General features: G+C 59.6%; 18 protein-coding genes and 1 tRNA gene. 16 read left to right on the top strand and 3 right to left on the bottom strand.

The window, feature by feature from the left end; genetic code table 11:
* Positions 1 to 2: 2 nt before the first annotated feature.
* The 11 genes from ybgC to nadA all read left to right on the top strand — a co-directional run bounded on the left by ybgC (position 3) and on the right by nadA (position 8,307).
* Positions 3 to 458 (top strand): tol-pal system-associated acyl-CoA thioesterase, encoded by a 456-nt coding sequence (gene ybgC, locus F2S13_RS07910; protein ID WP_166359917.1) that lies wholly within the window; start codon positions 3 to 5, stop codon positions 456 to 458.
* Between the two features lie 2 nt (positions 459 to 460).
* Positions 461 to 1,156 (top strand): protein TolQ, encoded by a 696-nt coding sequence (tolQ, locus tag F2S13_RS07905; RefSeq protein WP_166359916.1) that lies wholly within the window; start codon positions 461 to 463, stop codon positions 1,154 to 1,156.
* Positions 1,157 to 1,170: 14 nt separating this feature from the next.
* Entirely contained in the window at positions 1,171 to 1,623 is a 453-nt protein-coding gene (tolR, locus tag F2S13_RS07900) for a protein TolR (protein ID WP_166359915.1), read from the top strand.
* Positions 1,620 to 2,717, top strand: a complete 1,098-nt coding sequence (gene tolA / locus F2S13_RS07895; protein WP_166360172.1) for a cell envelope integrity protein TolA — start codon at positions 1,620 to 1,622, stop codon at positions 2,715 to 2,717. The genes tolR and tolA overlap by 4 nt, the downstream gene beginning before the upstream one ends.
* 47 nt (positions 2,718 to 2,764) lie before the next feature.
* On the top strand, positions 2,765 to 4,015 hold the full coding sequence (tolB, locus tag F2S13_RS07890) for a Tol-Pal system beta propeller repeat protein TolB (protein ID WP_218583855.1): 1,251 nt from the start codon (positions 2,765 to 2,767) through the stop codon (positions 4,013 to 4,015).
* 52 nt (positions 4,016 to 4,067) lie between these two features.
* Positions 4,068 to 4,565 (top strand): peptidoglycan-associated lipoprotein Pal, encoded by a 498-nt coding sequence (gene pal, locus F2S13_RS07885; protein ID WP_166359913.1) that lies wholly within the window; start codon positions 4,068 to 4,070, stop codon positions 4,563 to 4,565.
* Between the two features lie 6 nt (positions 4,566 to 4,571).
* Entirely contained in the window at positions 4,572 to 5,405 is an 834-nt protein-coding gene (ybgF, locus tag F2S13_RS07880) for a tol-pal system protein YbgF (protein ID WP_166359912.1), read from the top strand.
* A gap of 161 nt (positions 5,406 to 5,566) precedes the next feature.
* Positions 5,567 to 6,214 (top strand): 7-carboxy-7-deazaguanine synthase QueE, encoded by a 648-nt coding sequence (queE, locus tag F2S13_RS07875; protein ID WP_166359911.1) that lies wholly within the window; start codon positions 5,567 to 5,569, stop codon positions 6,212 to 6,214.
* A 16-nt stretch (positions 6,215 to 6,230) separates the two neighbouring features.
* Positions 6,231 to 6,905, top strand: a complete 675-nt coding sequence (gene queC / locus F2S13_RS07870) for a 7-cyano-7-deazaguanine synthase QueC (protein WP_166359910.1) — start codon at positions 6,231 to 6,233, stop codon at positions 6,903 to 6,905.
* 58 nt (positions 6,906 to 6,963) lie between these two features.
* A tRNA-Lys gene (locus F2S13_RS07865) sits at positions 6,964 to 7,039 on the top strand.
* Between the two features lie 209 nt (positions 7,040 to 7,248).
* Positions 7,249 to 8,307 carry a quinolinate synthase NadA gene (nadA, locus tag F2S13_RS07860; RefSeq protein WP_166359909.1) on the top strand — a complete coding sequence of 353 codons (1,059 nt, stop codon included), beginning with the start codon at positions 7,249 to 7,251 and terminating at the stop codon, positions 8,305 to 8,307.
* 160 nt (positions 8,308 to 8,467) lie between these two features.
* On the opposite strand, the gene F2S13_RS07855 is transcribed toward nadA, so the two are convergent.
* Complete coding sequence (locus F2S13_RS07855) at positions 8,468 to 9,898, bottom strand: M48 family metalloprotease (RefSeq protein ID WP_166359908.1); 1,431 nt, start codon at positions 9,896 to 9,898, stop codon at positions 8,468 to 8,470.
* Positions 9,899 to 10,045: 147 nt separating this feature from the next.
* On the opposite strand from F2S13_RS07855, the gene F2S13_RS07850 reads away from it, so the two are divergent.
* Together F2S13_RS07850 and F2S13_RS07845 are read left to right on the top strand one after the other, a co-directional pair.
* The gene (locus F2S13_RS07850) at positions 10,046 to 10,285 is read left to right on the top strand and encodes a sulfurtransferase TusA family protein (protein ID WP_166359907.1); all 240 of its coding nucleotides are present in this window, start codon (positions 10,046 to 10,048) and stop codon (positions 10,283 to 10,285) included.
* A gap of 29 nt (positions 10,286 to 10,314) precedes the next feature.
* Complete coding sequence (locus F2S13_RS07845) at positions 10,315 to 11,385, top strand: AI-2E family transporter (RefSeq protein WP_166359906.1); 1,071 nt, start codon at positions 10,315 to 10,317, stop codon at positions 11,383 to 11,385.
* A 116-nt stretch (positions 11,386 to 11,501) separates the two neighbouring features.
* On the opposite strand, the gene F2S13_RS07840 is transcribed toward F2S13_RS07845, so the two are convergent.
* Positions 11,502 to 11,975, bottom strand: a complete 474-nt coding sequence (locus F2S13_RS07840) for a peroxiredoxin (RefSeq protein ID WP_166359905.1) — start codon at positions 11,973 to 11,975, stop codon at positions 11,502 to 11,504.
* A 10-nt stretch (positions 11,976 to 11,985) separates the two neighbouring features.
* Complete coding sequence (locus tag F2S13_RS07835; protein WP_166359904.1) at positions 11,986 to 12,546, bottom strand: glycine cleavage system transcriptional repressor; 561 nt, start codon at positions 12,544 to 12,546, stop codon at positions 11,986 to 11,988.
* A 331-nt stretch (positions 12,547 to 12,877) separates the two neighbouring features.
* On the opposite strand from F2S13_RS07835, the gene dapA reads away from it, so the two are divergent.
* Genes dapA through F2S13_RS07820 form a run of 3 tightly spaced genes read left to right on the top strand, consistent with a single transcriptional unit; the run spans position 12,878 to position 15,642 of the window.
* Positions 12,878 to 13,756 (top strand): 4-hydroxy-tetrahydrodipicolinate synthase, encoded by an 879-nt coding sequence (gene dapA, locus F2S13_RS07830; RefSeq protein WP_166359903.1) that lies wholly within the window; start codon positions 12,878 to 12,880, stop codon positions 13,754 to 13,756.
* Positions 13,757 to 13,773: 17 nt separating this feature from the next.
* A complete protein-coding gene (bamC, locus tag F2S13_RS07825) occupies positions 13,774 to 14,883 on the top strand; it encodes an outer membrane protein assembly factor BamC (protein WP_166359902.1) in 1,110 nt (369 codons plus the stop codon).
* A complete protein-coding gene (locus F2S13_RS07820) occupies positions 14,884 to 15,642 on the top strand; it encodes an MBL fold metallo-hydrolase (RefSeq protein WP_166359901.1) in 759 nt (252 codons plus the stop codon).
* Positions 15,643 to 15,655 lie beyond the last annotated feature (13 nt).

The raw sequence follows: 15,655 nt of genomic DNA, 5'->3' as shown, positions 1-15,655 counted from the left end.
GTATGCGCGCGCAAAATGGGGTTCAGTCGTTTGCACATCGTTGTCGTGTTTATTACGAAGACACCGATGCAGGCGGCGTCGTGTATTACGTTAACTACCTGAAGTTCATGGAGCGTGCCCGTACCGAGCGGCTGCGGGAACTGGGCTTTGCTCAGTCGGAGCTGGTAGGTGAGAACATGTTGTTCGTCGTGCACTCCAGTGAGGCGCGCTATCACGTGCCGGCACGGCTGGACGACGAATTGCTGGTAAGCGCTGAAGTAATCGAACTGAACCGTGCCAGCCTGCGCTTTCATCAGCAGGTCAGGCGGGCCGCGGATGCAACGCTGCTCTGTGAAGGGCAGTTCCTGGTGGCCTGCGTGCGCGCCGATAATTTCAAACCCCGGGCCATCCCCCCAGACTTGCGTGCGGCCTTTGCCGACGCGAGCGGTCCGGGTACACATTCAAGAGCAGGAGATTAAGCGTGGAAGCTAACGTCGTCGACCATACCTCCATGTGGAGCCTGGTCAGCAATGCCAGCGTGGTTGTACAGCTGGTAATGCTGATCCTGGTAGCCGCATCGGTCACTTCATGGATCATGATCTTTCAGCGCAGCACCATGCTGCGTGCGGGGCGTCGTGCCCTGGAAGGCTTCGAAGAACGCTTCTGGTCGGGTATCGACCTGTCCAAGCTGTACCGTCAGGCCGGCAGCAACCCGGATCCGGATTCCGGCGTCGAGCAGGTGTTCCGTGCCGGCTTCAAGGAGTTCTCCCGTCTGCGCCAGCAGCAGGGCGTCGATCCTGATGCGGTCATGGAAGGTGTTGGTCGTGCCATGCGCGTTGCCATCTCCCGCGAAGAAGAGAAGCTCGAGCAGAGCCTGCCGTTCCTGGCAACCGTGGGTTCGACCAGTCCGTACATCGGTCTGTTCGGCACCGTCTGGGGTATCATGAACTCCTTCCGTGGCCTGGCCGCAGCTCAGCAGGCAACCCTCGCAACCGTAGCACCCGGCATTGCCGAAGCACTGGTTGCCACCGCTATCGGCCTGTTCGCAGCAATTCCAGCCGTTATCGCCTACAACCGTTTCGCTGCCCGCAGCGAAGTCTTGATCGGCCGCTATTACACATTCGCCGACGAGTTCCAGGCCATCCTGCACCGTAAAGTGCACACCAGCGAAGAGTGAGCAGGTAAATCCTAATGGCTCGAGTTCGCCAAAAACGCAAGCCGGTCGCCGAGATGAATGTGGTGCCCTACATCGACGTGATGTTGGTGCTGCTGGTCATCTTCATGGTTACCGCACCGATGCTCAACCAGGGTGTCAAGGTTGATCTGCCCAAGGTTTCCAGCGAAGCCTTGCCGCAGGACAACAACACCCAGGTCCTGACCATTTCGATCAAGGCTGACAAGACCTATTACTGGAATCTTGGCAGCGAAGTCGATACCGACAAGCAGATGGACAAGGCCATGACCTTGCCGCAAATGACCGATGCGGTGACCAAGATCATCAGCGCCGGCCGTGGGCAGGGCAAGCAGACCCAGGTCTTCATCCGTGGCGACAAGACCGTCGATTACGGCGCGGTCATGGGCGCCATGGGTGGGTTGCAGAAGGCGGGTGTCGGTAATGTTGGCTTGATTACCGAGGCGCCCTGATGCAACAGCGAGAGCCCTCCGCCTCGGAAAGCTACTTCTGGCCCAGCGTCTGGGCCATAGCGCTGCACGTCCTGGTTTTCGGCATGCTCTTCGTCAGTTTTGCCATGACCCCGGACCTGCCGCCATCCAAGCCTATCGTCCAGGCAACCCTGTACCAGCTCAAATCGAAAAGCCAGGCCACCACCCAGACCAATCAGAAGATTGCCGGTGAGGCGAAGAAGACTGCCGCGCGCCAGACCGAAGTCGAGCAGATGGAGCAGAAAAAGGTCGAGCAGGAAGCCGTAAAAGCTGCGGAACAAAAGAAAGAGGAAGCGGCTCAAAAAGCCGAAGAAGCCAAGCAGGCCGACGAGGCGAAAAAGGTAGCGGAGGCCAAGAAGGCTGACGAAGCCAAGAAAGCCGACGAAGCCAAGAAGGCCGACGAAGCCAAGAAGGCAGCCGAGGCGAAGAAGGCCGAAGAGAAACAACTGGCCGACATCGCCAAGAAAAAGGCGGAAGAAGAGGCCAAGAAACAGGCTGAAGCGGACGCCAAGAAAAAGGCGGAAGAAGAAGCCAAGAAACAAGCTGCCGAGGAAGCCAAGAAGAAGGCTGCCGAGGACGCGAAGAAACTGGCTGCTGCCGAGGAGGCGAAAAAGAAAGCCGCCGAGGACGCGAAGAAGAAAGCTTCGGCCGATGCTGCGAAGAAGAAGGCAGTGGAAGCTGCACGCAAGGCCGCTGAAGACAAGAAGGCGCAGGCATTGGCCGAGTTGCTCTCCGACAGCACTGAGCGCCAACAGGCGCTGGCTGATGAGCGGGGCGACGAGGTAGCAGGCTCCTTCGACGATCTGATTCGGAAGCGAGCGGCCGAAGGCTGGGCACGTCCACCTTCTGCGCGCAAGAACATGACGGTGGTCCTGCAGATCGGCATGTTGCCGGACGGCACCGTTACCTCGGTCAGCGTTTTGCGCTCCAGTGGCGATGGACCTTTCGACAGTTCGGCAGTAGCTGCAGTCAAGAACATTGGCCGCTTGACAGAAATGCAGGGTTTGAAGCCAAGCGAATTCAACCAATACCGGTCATTCAAGATGACATTCACACCTGAGGATCTAGCCTTGTGATTAACATTCTTCGAGGACTGCTGGTCGTTCTCTGCTTTGCAGCGGGAATGGTCAGTGCAGAGGAAAAGAACATTCTGGTCACCAGTGGCAGCGATCGTGCCACTCCGATTGCCGTAGTGCCTTTTGGCTGGCAGGGCGGCAGCGTACTGCCGGAGGACATGTCGGAAATCATCAGCAATGACCTGCGTAACTCGGGTTATTACTCGCCGATTCCGAAACAGAACATGATCGGCCTGCCAACCCAGGCCAGCGAAGTGATCTTCCGCGACTGGAAAGCCCTGGGCGCCCAGTACGTCATGGTCGGCAGCATCGTTCCGGCCGGTGGTCGCCTGCAGGTGCAATACGCACTGTTCAACGTTGCCACCGAGCAGCAAGTGCTGACCGGCAGCGTGTCGGGTAGTGTCGATCAGTTGCGCGACATGTCCCATTACATTGCGGACCAGTCGTTCGAGAAGTTGACCGGCATCAAGGGCGCGTTCTCGACACGCATGCTCTACGTGACGGCCGAGCGCTTCTCTGAGAACAACACCCGCTATACCCTGCAGCGCTCTGACTACGACGGCGCCCGCGCAGTGACCCTGTTGCAATCGCGTGAGCCGATCCTGTCGCCGCGTTTCGCTCCGGATGGCAAGCGCATCGCTTATGTCTCCTTCGAGCAGAAGCGTCCGCGTATCTTCATGCAACACATCGACACCGGTCGTCGTGAGCAGATCACCAACTTCGAAGGCCTGAACGGTGCGCCGGCATTTTCGCCGGATGGCAATCGCCTGGCGTTCGTGCTGTCCAAGGACGGCAACCCGGACATCTACGTGATGAACCTGGGTTCGCGCCAGATCACTCGCGTAACCGCAGGCCCAGGTATCAATACCGAGCCGTTCTGGGGCAAGGATGGTTCGACCATCTACTTCACCTCGGACCGTGGTGGCAAGCCACAGATCTACAAGACCAGCGTCGGTGGCGGTGGTGCTGAGCGCGTGACGTTCGTGGGTAACTACAACGCCAACCCTAAACTGTCGGCCGATGAAAAGACTCTGGTCATGATTCACCGTCAGGATGGCTTCACCAATTTCAAGGTGGCAGCTCAAGATTTGCAACGCGGTAGTGTAAAAATCCTTACAGATAGCACACTTGATGAGTCGCCCACTGTCGCGCCCAACGGCACCATGCTAATCTACGCCACCCGCCAGCAGGGCCGGGGAGTCTTGATGCTCGTGTCTCTCAACGGACGCGTGAGGCTCCCGCTTCCTACCGCTCAAGGCGAAGTCAGAGAACCTTCCTGGTCCCCTTACCTGAACTGACGCGGCGCTGTACGTTTTACTTAACACATTGGGGTTCATTAGGAGTTTCACGATGGAAATGCTGAAGTTTGGTAAGTTTGCTGCGCTGGCTCTGGCCTTGGCCGTAGCTGTAGGTTGCTCCTCGAAAGGCGGTGACAACGCTGGTGAAGGCGCTGTTGATCCGAACGCTGGTTACGGCGCCAACACTGGTGCAGTAGACGGCAGCCTGAGCGAAGAAGCAGCTCTGCGCGCAATCACCACCTTCTACTTCGAATACGACAGCTCGGACCTGAAGCCAGAAGCCATGCGCGCTCTGGACGTTCACGCCAAGGACCTGAAAGGCAATGGCGCTCGCGTCGTCCTGGAAGGCAACACCGACGAGCGTGGTACTCGCGAATACAACATGGCTCTGGGCGAGCGTCGTGCGAAAGCCGTTCAGCGCTACCTGGTTCTGCAAGGCGTATCGCCAGCTCAGCTGGAACTGGTTTCCTACGGCGAAGAGCGTCCAGTTGCCACCGGCAACGACGAGCAGTCCTGGGCTCAGAACCGTCGCGTAGAACTGCGTAAGTAATCAGTCATGCGAACGTGCCGTCGTGCTGTAACTATTCTGGCTCTCACCCTTCCACTCGTGGCTTGGGCTGAGGTTCCTGTGGTCGATGACAACGCTGGCTACAACAGTAGCGGCAGCAGTTATCCGCCTGCGGGTTACGGTACGAACGGCGCCTATGCCGGGGGAGGGGTTGCGACCCCTGTCTCGGCGCAGGGCGAGCTGTTCAACCAACTGCAACAAATGCAGGAACAACTTGCGCGGCAACAGGGCGTGATTGAGGTTCTGCAAAACGATATAGCGCGCATGAAGCAGGAAAACCTGGAGCGGTACCAGGAACTTGATCGGCGCATTGGAACCGGCGGTGCACCCGCTGCGGCTCCTCAGAATTCTCCGGCCGGCGGCGACAACAGCGCCGCCGGTACCCCCGCAGCAGCCGCAGGCCAGGCGCCTGCCAATCAGCCTGCTGCGAGCAGTGAACCCGGTGATCCGGCGAAGGAAAAGCTCTATTACGATGCTGCCTTCGACCTGATAAAGGCCAAGGACTTCGACAAGGCCAGCCAGGCCTTCACGGCGTTCCTGCGCAAATATCCGAACAGTCAGTATGCGGGCAATGCTCAGTACTGGTTGGGCGAAGTGAACCTGGCCAAGGGTGACCTGCAGGGTGCGGGTCAGGCGTTTGCCAAGGTCAGCCAGCTGTACCCCAAGCATCCGAAGGTGCCTGACTCGCTGTACAAGCTCGCGGATGTCGAACGTCGCCTCGGGCATATGGACAGGGTCAAGGGTATTTTGCAGCAGGTCGTGACCCAGTATCCGGGCACTTCCGCCGCGCAATTGGCGCAGCGGGACTTGCAGAAGCTCTGAGTTCAGGGCTGTGAATCAAGAAACCCGCGCTTGTCGCGGGTTTTTTCGTTAGAATTGGTGTCCTTTTTTTGGTTACGCTTCTCTGGGCTGCGCGTTGGCGGGTCGAGTGGAGTGCCTTACGGAGGCGGACGGCCTGTTTAGCTGTTACGCCCGTGGCGGATATGCAAGACACATTACGAATTACCGAAGTCTTTTACTCCTTGCAGGGTGAAACGCGTACTGCTGGCCTGCCGACTGTATTCGTGCGTCTCACCGGCTGCCCATTGCGTTGTGAGTACTGCGACAGTGCCTATGCCTTCAGTGGCGGCGCTGTGCGCAGCCTTGACTCGATTCTCGAGCAGGTTGCCAGTTACCGTCCGCGCTATGTCTGTGTTACCGGAGGTGAGCCGCTGGCACAGCCCAATGCCATCCCTTTGCTCGAGCAGTTGTGCGATGCCGGCTACGACGTCTCGCTGGAAACCAGCGGTGCCCTGGATATTTCCCAGGTCGATCCGCGCGTAAGTCGCGTGCTCGACCTCAAGACGCCAGGTTCGAAGGAGGTCGCCCGCAACCGCTACGAAAACATCGACCTGCTGACGGCCAATGACCAGGTCAAGTTCGTCATCTGTTCGCGTGAAGACTACGACTGGGCGGTGTCCAAGCTGATTCAGTACGGGCTGGAAAAGCGCGCCGGCGAAGTGCTGTTTTCGCCAAGTCATCACCAGTTGCGTGCCACTGACCTGGCCGATTGGATCGTGGCCGACAACCTGCCAGTACGCCTGCAGATGCAGTTGCACAAAATTCTCTGGAACGATGAGCCGGGGCGCTGATATGAGTGAGCATGCAATGACTGAGAAACGTGCGGTAATCCTGCTGTCAGGCGGCCTGGATTCGGCCACGGTCGTGGCCATGGCCAAGGCTGAGGGCTACCAGTGCTACACCATGAGTTTCGATTACGGTCAGCGTCACCGCGCCGAGCTGGATGCTGCAGCCCGCGTTGCACGTGATCTGGGGGTTGTCGAGCATAAGGTGATTGGCCTGAACCTGAATGGCATTGGCGGCTCGGCCCTGACCGACTCATCGATCGATGTGCCAGAAGCGCCCAGTGAAGGCATTCCAGTGACCTACGTTCCGGCGCGCAACACCGTGTTTCTCTCCCTGGCATTGGGCTGGGCGGAAGTGCTGGGGGCTCGTGACATCTTTATCGGTGTCAATGCGGTGGACTATTCCGGTTACCCTGATTGTCGGCCGGAGTTCGTCGAAGCCTTCGAGCGCATGGCCAATCTTGCGACCAAGGCCGGTGTCGAAGGGCAGGGCTTCCGGATCCAGGCGCCCTTGCAGAACCTCAGCAAGGCACAGATCGTCCAGGCGGGCGTTGCTCGCGGCGTCGATTACAGCCTGACCGTATCCTGCTATCAGGCCGATGATCAGGGCCGTGCCTGCGGCAAATGTGACAGCTGCCGCCTGCGTGCGGAAGGCTTTGTCGCGGCCGGTATTCAGGACCCAACACGTTATTTTTGAATTATTTTTAAATGGGTGTTGAATTCCCGTTAAAAATCAGTATTATACGCACCACATCGGGTCGTTAGCTCAGTTGGTAGAGCAGTTGGCTTTTAACCAATTGGTCGTAGGTTCGAGTCCCACACGACCCACCATTACGATGTACTGAAAAAGCTGGAAGGCCCATGAAAATGCGGATTTCCAGCTTTTTTTTTGTCTTTCTTTTTTGTCTGGGGCGCTCTGGCCCCACGGCGATGTAGCATAAACGCACAGGCCTTGCGGCCTGGGGATCAAGGGCCCGGCTCGTGCCAGTCCGGGTGGTATACTCGACTTACGCGCATTAGCGCCTGCAGGTCTTGCGAACATGACGCAGATTTCCGAACGCCTTCTGGTTCAAGCCCACCTCGACGCCAAGCAGCCCAAGCCGCTGACCCCCGAGGAAGAGGCGCATTACCGTTCCGCCATCGCTGCCGAACTCAAGGCGCAAGATGCGGTGCTGGTTGCCCATTATTATTGCGATCCTGTTATCCAGGCCCTGGCCGAGGAAACCGGTGGTTGCGTGTCCGACTCGCTGGAAATGGCCCGCTTCGGCAACAAGCACCCGGCCAGGACCGTGCTGGTGGCCGGTGTGCGCTTCATGGGTGAGACAGCAAAGATTCTCAACCCGGAAAAGCGCGTCCTGATGCCGACCCTGGAGGCGACCTGTTCGCTGGACCTGGGCTGCCCGGTCGATGAATTTGCAGCGTTCTGTGATCAGCATCCCGATCGCACGGTAGTGGTTTATGCCAACACCTCGGCGGCGGTCAAGGCGCGCGCCGACTGGGTGGTGACCTCCAGCTGCGCTCTGGAAATCGTCGAAAGCCTGATGGATAACGGCGAGAAAATCATCTGGGCGCCGGACAAGCACCTGGGCCGTTATATCCAGAAGCAGACCGGTGCAGACATGCTGCTGTGGGACGGCGCCTGCATCGTTCATGAAGAATTCAAGTCGCGCCAGCTCGAAGACATGAAGGCGCTGTATCCCGATGCGGCGATTCTGGTTCACCCTGAGTCCCCCGAGTCGGTGATCGATCTGGCCGATGCGGTGGGTTCCACCAGTCAACTGATCGCGGCGGCTCAGTCGTTGCCGAACAAGACCTTCATCGTTGCTACCGACCGCGGCATTTTCTACAAGATGCAGCAGTTGTGCCCGGACAAGGTATTCATCGAGGCGCCAACGGCCGGTAACGGTGCGTCATGCCGCAGTTGCGCACACTGCCCGTGGATGGCGATGAACACGCTGGAGCGCACCTTGCAGTGCCTGCGTGAGGGTAGTAACGAGATCTTTGTCGATCCGGCGCTGATCCCCAACGCCATTCGACCGCTCAAGCGCATGCTCGACTTCACTCAGGCGGCGCGGATGAAGTTGTCCGGTAACGCGTGATTCCATCGCTTTTTGATGTCGTCTGTCATGGCCTCATCGCTGGCAAGCCAGCTCCCACAGAGATATGTGGTTCACACAAATTCCTGTGGGAGCTGGCTTGCCAGCGATGCAGACACCGCATCACTTAAAGGCCGGAACATTGTTCCGGCCTTTTTGTTTGTCACCTCATCATGTCCTTGATCATCCGTTCCTGTTCCATCAGCTCCCGCTGGCGCGCATCGATCCGGGTTGCCAGGACGTTATTGGTAGCGCGTCGCTTGGCGTAGTCGAGCTGTTGTATTGCCTGGGAATAGTCGCCGACCAGTGCGAAGTATTCGGCGCGGGCCTGATGCAGGCCGATGGTGTTGCCGTTCAGGCCACGGGTTTCGGCCACCATGTACCAGACATCCGGGTCGTCGGAGCGGGTTTTCAGCAAGCCTTCCAGGGCCTTCTCGGCATCGGCGGGGCGATTCTGCTTGAGTAGCAGGTCGACGCGCATCTGGTTGAGCGGATAGTTGCCCGGGTAAAGCTTGAGCATCTGGTCTACGCGCTGCTGGGCATCGGGTAAGCGATTGTTGGTAATGTCCAGGTCGATCTGAGCCAGGTTGTAGGTGATGTCGTTGGGGGCCTTGGCCAACAAGGGTTGCAGGTTTTCCCGTGCTTCGTTCAGTCGGCCGCCCTTGGTCAGGGCAATGGCCAGGCCATAGCGGGCTGGATCATCCTTGGGGTTTTCGTCGAGCCTTGCACGAAAACGCTTGGCGGCAAGTCCTGGCGTTTCCTCATAGGTCAATTGGACCCTGGCGCGTATCAACTGGTAGCGCAGGCTGTCTTCGGTGCCCCCTTGAGGGGCCTGTTCGGCGCGGTTGCGGGTGTCGGCGATACGCGATTCGGTAACCGGGTGAGTCAGCAGGAATTCTGGCGGCTTGGCATCGAAGCGGTACTGGCGCATCAGCCGCTCGAACATGGTCGGCATGTTGCGTGGATCGTAACCGGCCTTTTCCAGGGTGACGATGCCAATGCGGTCGGCCTCTTGTTCGTTTTGTCGCGAGAATCGGGTTTGTTCCTGTATGGCGGCGGCCTGGCTCCCGACGATTGCCGCCATCCCGGCATCGCCGGCACCGGCGGCTGCGGCGATGATGCCGGCCAGCAAGCCAGCCATCATGGGGATCTGCATGCGTTGCTGGGCTTCGACGCCACGGGCAAAGTGGCGCTGCGACAAGTGCGCCAGTTCGTGCGCAAGGACCGAGGCATATTCGCCTTCGGTCTGGGCGTTGAGGAACAGCCCGCCATTGACGCCGACGATCCCGCCCGGTGCGGCGAAGGCGTTGAGCTGGGGGCTGTCGATCAGAATGAATTCCAGGCGGCGGTCCTGCAGTTGACTGGATTCAGCCAGGCGATAGACGCTGGTTTCGACGTAATCCTTGAGCTGGGGATCGTTCAGTTGCCGCACCTGCCCGCGCAACATGCTGAGCCAGGCACGGCCCAGTTGATGTTCCTGTTGCGGGGAGACGATGGCAGAACTGGCGTCGCCGAGTGACGGCAGGTCGTCGGCGACGCTCGGAAGAGCGAGCAGGCAGGCCAGCGTCAGCAGGGTAGGGCGCAATAAAGTCATGCACGGAGCTCTGGTCGACAAAGACCTTACTGTAGCTGGGTCGCAAGCCCGCGACCAGAGGCGTCCCGGCTTGGGGTATCCTAGCCGGCATAAATGTATACCCGTGCACACGTCAGAAAGATCGTCGTGTCAGTCTGGAGAGAAGCAATGTCCGACGTTGTAGAGTGTGATGCCGAAATCGATGCCCGTGGCTTGAACTGCCCGCTGCCTTTGCTCAAGGCCAAGATGGAGCTCAATCGCCTGGTCAGTGGTGCGGTGCTCAAGGTGGTGGCTACCGATGCCGGATCGCAGCGTGACTTTCGCACCTTCGCCAAATTGGCTGGTCATACGCTTTTACACGAAACCGTCGACGCCGGTGTTTACACGTATTGGCTGAAGAAGGCTTGATGGCTGTCGGCATTCTCTAAGGATTCTTGATGTTCAAAGTGCTTCGCGACTGGATACAGCGCTATTTTTCCGATGAGGAAGCGGTGGTGCTGGCGGTCTTGCTGTCCCTGTCGTTCGCAGTCGTTCTTACCCTGGGCGGAATGCTCGCACCTGTGCTGGCGGGGATGGTCCTGGCCTATCTGATGCAGGGCCTGGTCAGCGCGCTGGAGCGCTTGCACGTGCCCTCGGGCGTGGCGGTCGGCGTGGTGTTCGCCCTGTTCATGGGTGCTCTGGCGGTGTTCATGCTGGTGTTGTTACCGCTGCTCTGGCATCAGTTCATCACGTTGTTCAACGAATTGCCGGGCATGTTGGGCAAGTGGCAATCGCTGCTTTTGCTGCTCCCCGAACAATATCCGCACCTGGTTTCGGATGAGCAGGTGCTGCGGGCGATCGAAGTACTGCGTGGGGAGATCGGCAAGTTCGGGCAGTGGGCGCTGACGCTGTCATTGTCCAGCCTGCCGTTGCTGGTCAATATCATGATTTACCTGGTGCTGGTGCCGATCCTGGTGTTCTTCTTCCTCAAGGATCGCGCCATGATCGGTCGCTGGGTGCGCGGCTACCTGCCACGCGAGCGCACGCTGATCACGCGGGTTGCCCAGGACATGAACCGGCAGATCGCCAACTACATTCGCGGCAAGGTGATCGAGATCTTCATCTGCGGCATCGCCACCTACATCGCGTTCGTCTGGCTGGGGCTCAATTACCCAGCGCTGCTGGCGTTGCTGGTGGGGCTTTCGGTGGTGGTGCCCTATGTGGGGGCTGTCGTGGTGACCGTGCCGGTGACCTTGATCGCGTTGTTTCAATGGGGGTGGGGCGATCAGTTCATCTACCTGATGACGGTCTACGGGATCATCCAGGCCCTCGATGGCAACGTGCTGGTGCCGCTGCTGTTTTCCGAGGCGGTCAACTTGCACCCCGTGGCCATCATTTGTGCGGTGTTGCTGTTTGGCGGGTTGTGGGGCTTCTGGGGCGTGTTTTTCGCGATTCCGCTGGCGACGCTGTTCAAGGCGGTTCTGGATGCGTGGCCCAAGCAGGAGCCTGCAGTGGCGCCGCTGATTTGATTGCGACCGCTTGAGCGGTCGATCGCTGGCAAGCCAGCTCCCACAGAGATCATAGGGATGCATGAATTCCCTGTGGGAGCGGGCTTGCCCGCGATCGACCGCAAGGCGGTCGTCAGTCAGGCATTATTCAAAGCCCGAGCCTGCTCCAGAACAGCATCCACATGCCCCGGCACCTTGACCCCGCGCCACTGCTGACGCAGCACGCCGTCCTTGTCGATCAGGAACGTGCTGCGATCCACGCCCATGTATTCCTTGCCATACAGCTTCTTGAGCTTGATCACGTCGAACAGCTGGCAGAGCGCTTCGTCCTTGTCGCTGATCAGCTCAAAGGGGAAGGCCTGCTTGCACTTGAAGTTCTCATGGGACTTCAGGCCGTCGCGCGATACGCCGAAGATTTCGGTATTCGCCGCCTTGAATGCTTCGTGCTGGTCGCGAAAGCCCTGGCCTTCGGTAGTGCAGCCCGGCGTGCTGTCCTTCGGGTAGAAATAGAGAACCACCTGGCGACCCTTGAGGTCGCTCAGGCTCACGGTCTGCCCGCTGGTGGCCTGGGCCTGGAAGTCGGCAACCGGTTGGTCGAGTTCAACAGCCATGCAACGCTCCTCAGATTGGGTTTTGTGGACGCCAGGGTTCGATGAGTGCGTCCAGGTTCAGGGCGTCGGCGAAGTCCAGGAACTGATCGCGCAGCCAGCTGATCTGCACACCGGCCGGGAGGGTCACGGTAAAGGTGGCATTGAGCATGGTGCCGCCGGTCTGCGGTGCCTGGTAGGTATCGCAGGTCAGGTTTTCCAGTTCGACATTGTGGTCGATGAAGAACTGGCACAGCTCGTTGACGATATCCGAGCGGTAGGCGGCGCTGACGTAGGCCACATAGGGCAACGAAAGCGGACGGTTTTCCAGTGTGGCGCTGCGCACCACATTGACGATGAAGGCGTGTTTCTTCGCCAGGCCCGGCAGGCCGGCTTCCAGGCGCGCCAGGGCATCCCAGCTGCCTGAAACCTGCAGCACCAGGGCGCTGCATTCGCCATGACGGGTCAGGCGCGAGGTAACCACCGAGCAGCGGTTGTCGTGGCTGGCCCGGCAGAGGACGTTGGTCAGCTCCATCGGGTTGGGGCCCAGGGCACTGATGACAAGGAATTGTTCGCGAACTGTGGGGGTGGACATGCAGCCTTCCTAAAGCGATGAGCGGTCGGTACGTTCAAAGGGGTGATTGGCTGGATCGTGCGTCTCTCGTCGGATCGCCCGATGCCTGCGCCAGGAATTCATTGCCAGCCCGCGGGACGGGGCGTGGCGAGGATCGGCGGCTCAGGATCAGGGCTTGCGACGTCACAACAGAGCGCAGCAGGCAGTCAAAAAGGTCATTGCGTACCGATCAAAGTCTGAAGGGTAGCGAAAAGCAACGCCGAGGGGAATGCTCAAGCACTGTACTTCGCTTGTGCAAGCCTGATGGCGCCAGTACCATTACCGCTCTCTTTTTCCGGCAGGAGCGGTTGGCATGATTGCGGGCAGTATGGTGGCACTGGTCACACCCATGGATGCACAGGGTCGTCTGGACTGGGACAGCCTCAGCAAACTCGTGGACTTCCACCTGCAGAACGGCACTCATGCCATTGTTGCGGTCGGCACCACGGGCGAGTCGGCGACCCTTGACGTCAACGAGCACATCGAAGTGATCCGTGCTGTGGTCAAGCAGGTCAATGGTCGTATTCCGGTCATCGCCGGCACCGGCGCCAACTCCACCCGCGAAGCGGTCGAGCTGACCCGCAACGCCAAGGAAGCCGGCGCCGACGCCTGCCTGCTGGTCACCCCGTACTACAACAAGCCGACCCAGGAAGGCCTGTACCAGCATTTCAAGCATATCGCCGAAGCGGTCGATATCCCGCAGATCCTCTACAACGTGCCGGGCCGCACGGCTTGCGACATGCAGGCCGAAACGGTCATTCGCCTGTCGACGGTGAAAAACATCATCGGCATCAAGGAAGCTACCGGCGACCTGCAGCGTGCCAAGGCGATCCTCGATGGCGTCAGCAAGGATTTCCTGGTGCTTTCCGGTGATGATCCGACCGCCGTCGAACTGATCCTGATGGGCGGCAAGGGCAATATCTCCGTGACCGCCAACGTCGCCCCGCGTGAAATGGCTGACCTGTGCGAAGCCGCCCTGAAGGGTGATGCTGTCACGGCTCGCGCCATCAACGAAAAAATGATGCCCCTGCACAAGAACCTGTTCATCGAAGCCAACCCGATTCCGGTCAAGTGGGCATTGCACGAGATGGGTCTGATGCACGAAGGCATCCGCTTGCCGCTGACCTGGCTGAGCGAATCCTGTCATGAAACGCTGCGACAGGCCCTGCGCCAGTCCGGCGTCCTGGTTTAATTGAGGAAGTACACCGCATGAAGCGAATGGCTGGTCTTTCTGCCCTTGCCTTGATTATCTCGAGCACCAGCGGTTGTGGTTGGCTTTGGGGAGAAGATGGTTACTTCCGCGATCGTGGCAGTGATTACCTGCAAGCGAATCAAACCGCGCCCATGCAGATGCCGCCGGATGTTTCGGCCAAGCGCCTGGATCCGCTGCTGCCGATTCCGCGCAACGTGGCCGACGACACCTTCAAGGGCGAATACGAAGTGCCGCGCCCGTTGCCGTTGTCGGCAACCGCCGAGGCCAGCGATTTCAGCCTGCAGAAAAGTGGCGAGTCGCGCTGGGTCCTGGCCCAGCGTGCACCGGCCGAAGTCTGGCCTGTGGCGCGTCAGTTCTTTCAGGACAACGGCTTCCAGATTGTCGAAGAGCGTCCGCAGACGGGTGAATTCAACACCTCCTGGCAGCGTTTCGATGAGCTGTCCGGTTCCATGGCCAAGCGTTTGAGCACAACCAGCAGCGCCGACAGCGAGACCCGCGTTCGCGTGCGTATCGAGCCTGGCGTGCAGCGCAATACCAGTGAAGTCTACGTGGTCAGTGTCCAGCGTCCGGCCGGCAGCACCTCCGAAGTCGGCTTCCCGAACAGTTCGACCAACACCGGTGCGGATGCCGCACTGGTCGATGAAATGCTCGCCAGCATGACCCGCAGCGCCGAAAAGGGCGGTTCGGTGTCCTTGCTTGCCGCGCGTGATTTCGATGCTCCTAGCCGCGTCAGCATGAGCGAAGACGGTAGCGGCAACCCTGTGCTGAACCTGGGGGCCGACCTCGATCGCGCCTGGACCAGCGTCGGGCGAGCCCTGGAGCAGGGCCAGTGGCGTATCGAAGACATCAACCGCAGCCTGGGCCTGTACTACATCAACCTGGCCGAGAAGGCCGAGAAGAAGGACGACGAGCCCGGTTTCTTCAGCAGGATGCTGGGTACTGCGCCAAGCAAGGAAGAGCGTGAAGCCCGCGCCGAGCGTTATCAGGTTCGCCTGAGCAAGGTGGGCGACAGCGTTCAGGTCACCGTCGAGAAGGATATCAACACCGTGGCACCGGCCGATGTGGCCCGTCGCGTGTTGACCGAGATTCAGGACAACCTGGGTTAAGTGCGCTTCGCCGCACTCGGCAGCGGAAGCCAGGGCAATGGCACGCTGATCGCAAGCCAGGACACCTGCGTGCTGGTCGACTGCGGTTTCTCCCTGCGGGAAACCGAGAGGCGGCTGGCGCGACTGGGGGTCAACCCCGCACAATTGAGCGCTATCATGGTGACCCACGAGCATGCCGATCATGTGCATGGCGTGGGTTTGCTGTCTCGGCGCTACAATCTACCGGTCTACCTCAGTCGCGGTACATTGCGCGGGATGCGCAAGCCTGTCGAGGCGACGGGGTATGTGGCAGAAGGTGACGTCCTGCAGATCGGCGCCTTGAGTATCAGTACGGTAGCCGTGGCGCATGATGCGCTGGAACCGACCCAATACGTCTTCAGCGATGGGCGACGCCGCTTTGGCCTGCTGACCGATCTGGGCTCGTATGACGGCAAGGTGCTCGACAGCTATGAAGGGCTCGATGCATTGATGATCGAGTCCAACCACTGTCGTGACCGGCTGGCCAGAGGTCACTACCCGGTTTTTCTCAAGCAGAGGGTCGGTGGCGAACTGGGACATTTGAACAACCATCAGGCCGCGAACCTGGTGGCCGAGTTGGGCTGGAAAAACCTGCAGCACCTGGTGCTGGCCCATCTCAGCAGCAAGAACAACCTGCCGCAGCTGGCCCGGCAATGTTTTGTCGATACCCTTGGGTGCGACCCGGACTGGCTGCAACTGGCCGATCAAGATTCAGGGCTGGATTGGCGAGAAATCGCCTAGCCCACCTACTTAG

This window comes from Pseudomonas akapageensis, from assembly GCF_011355085.1.
GTDB lineage: Bacteria > Pseudomonadota > Gammaproteobacteria > Pseudomonadales > Pseudomonadaceae > Aquipseudomonas > Aquipseudomonas akapageensis.
The sequence above is the reverse complement of the archived record's forward strand: the minus strand, read 5'-3'. Positions and strand labels throughout refer to the sequence as shown.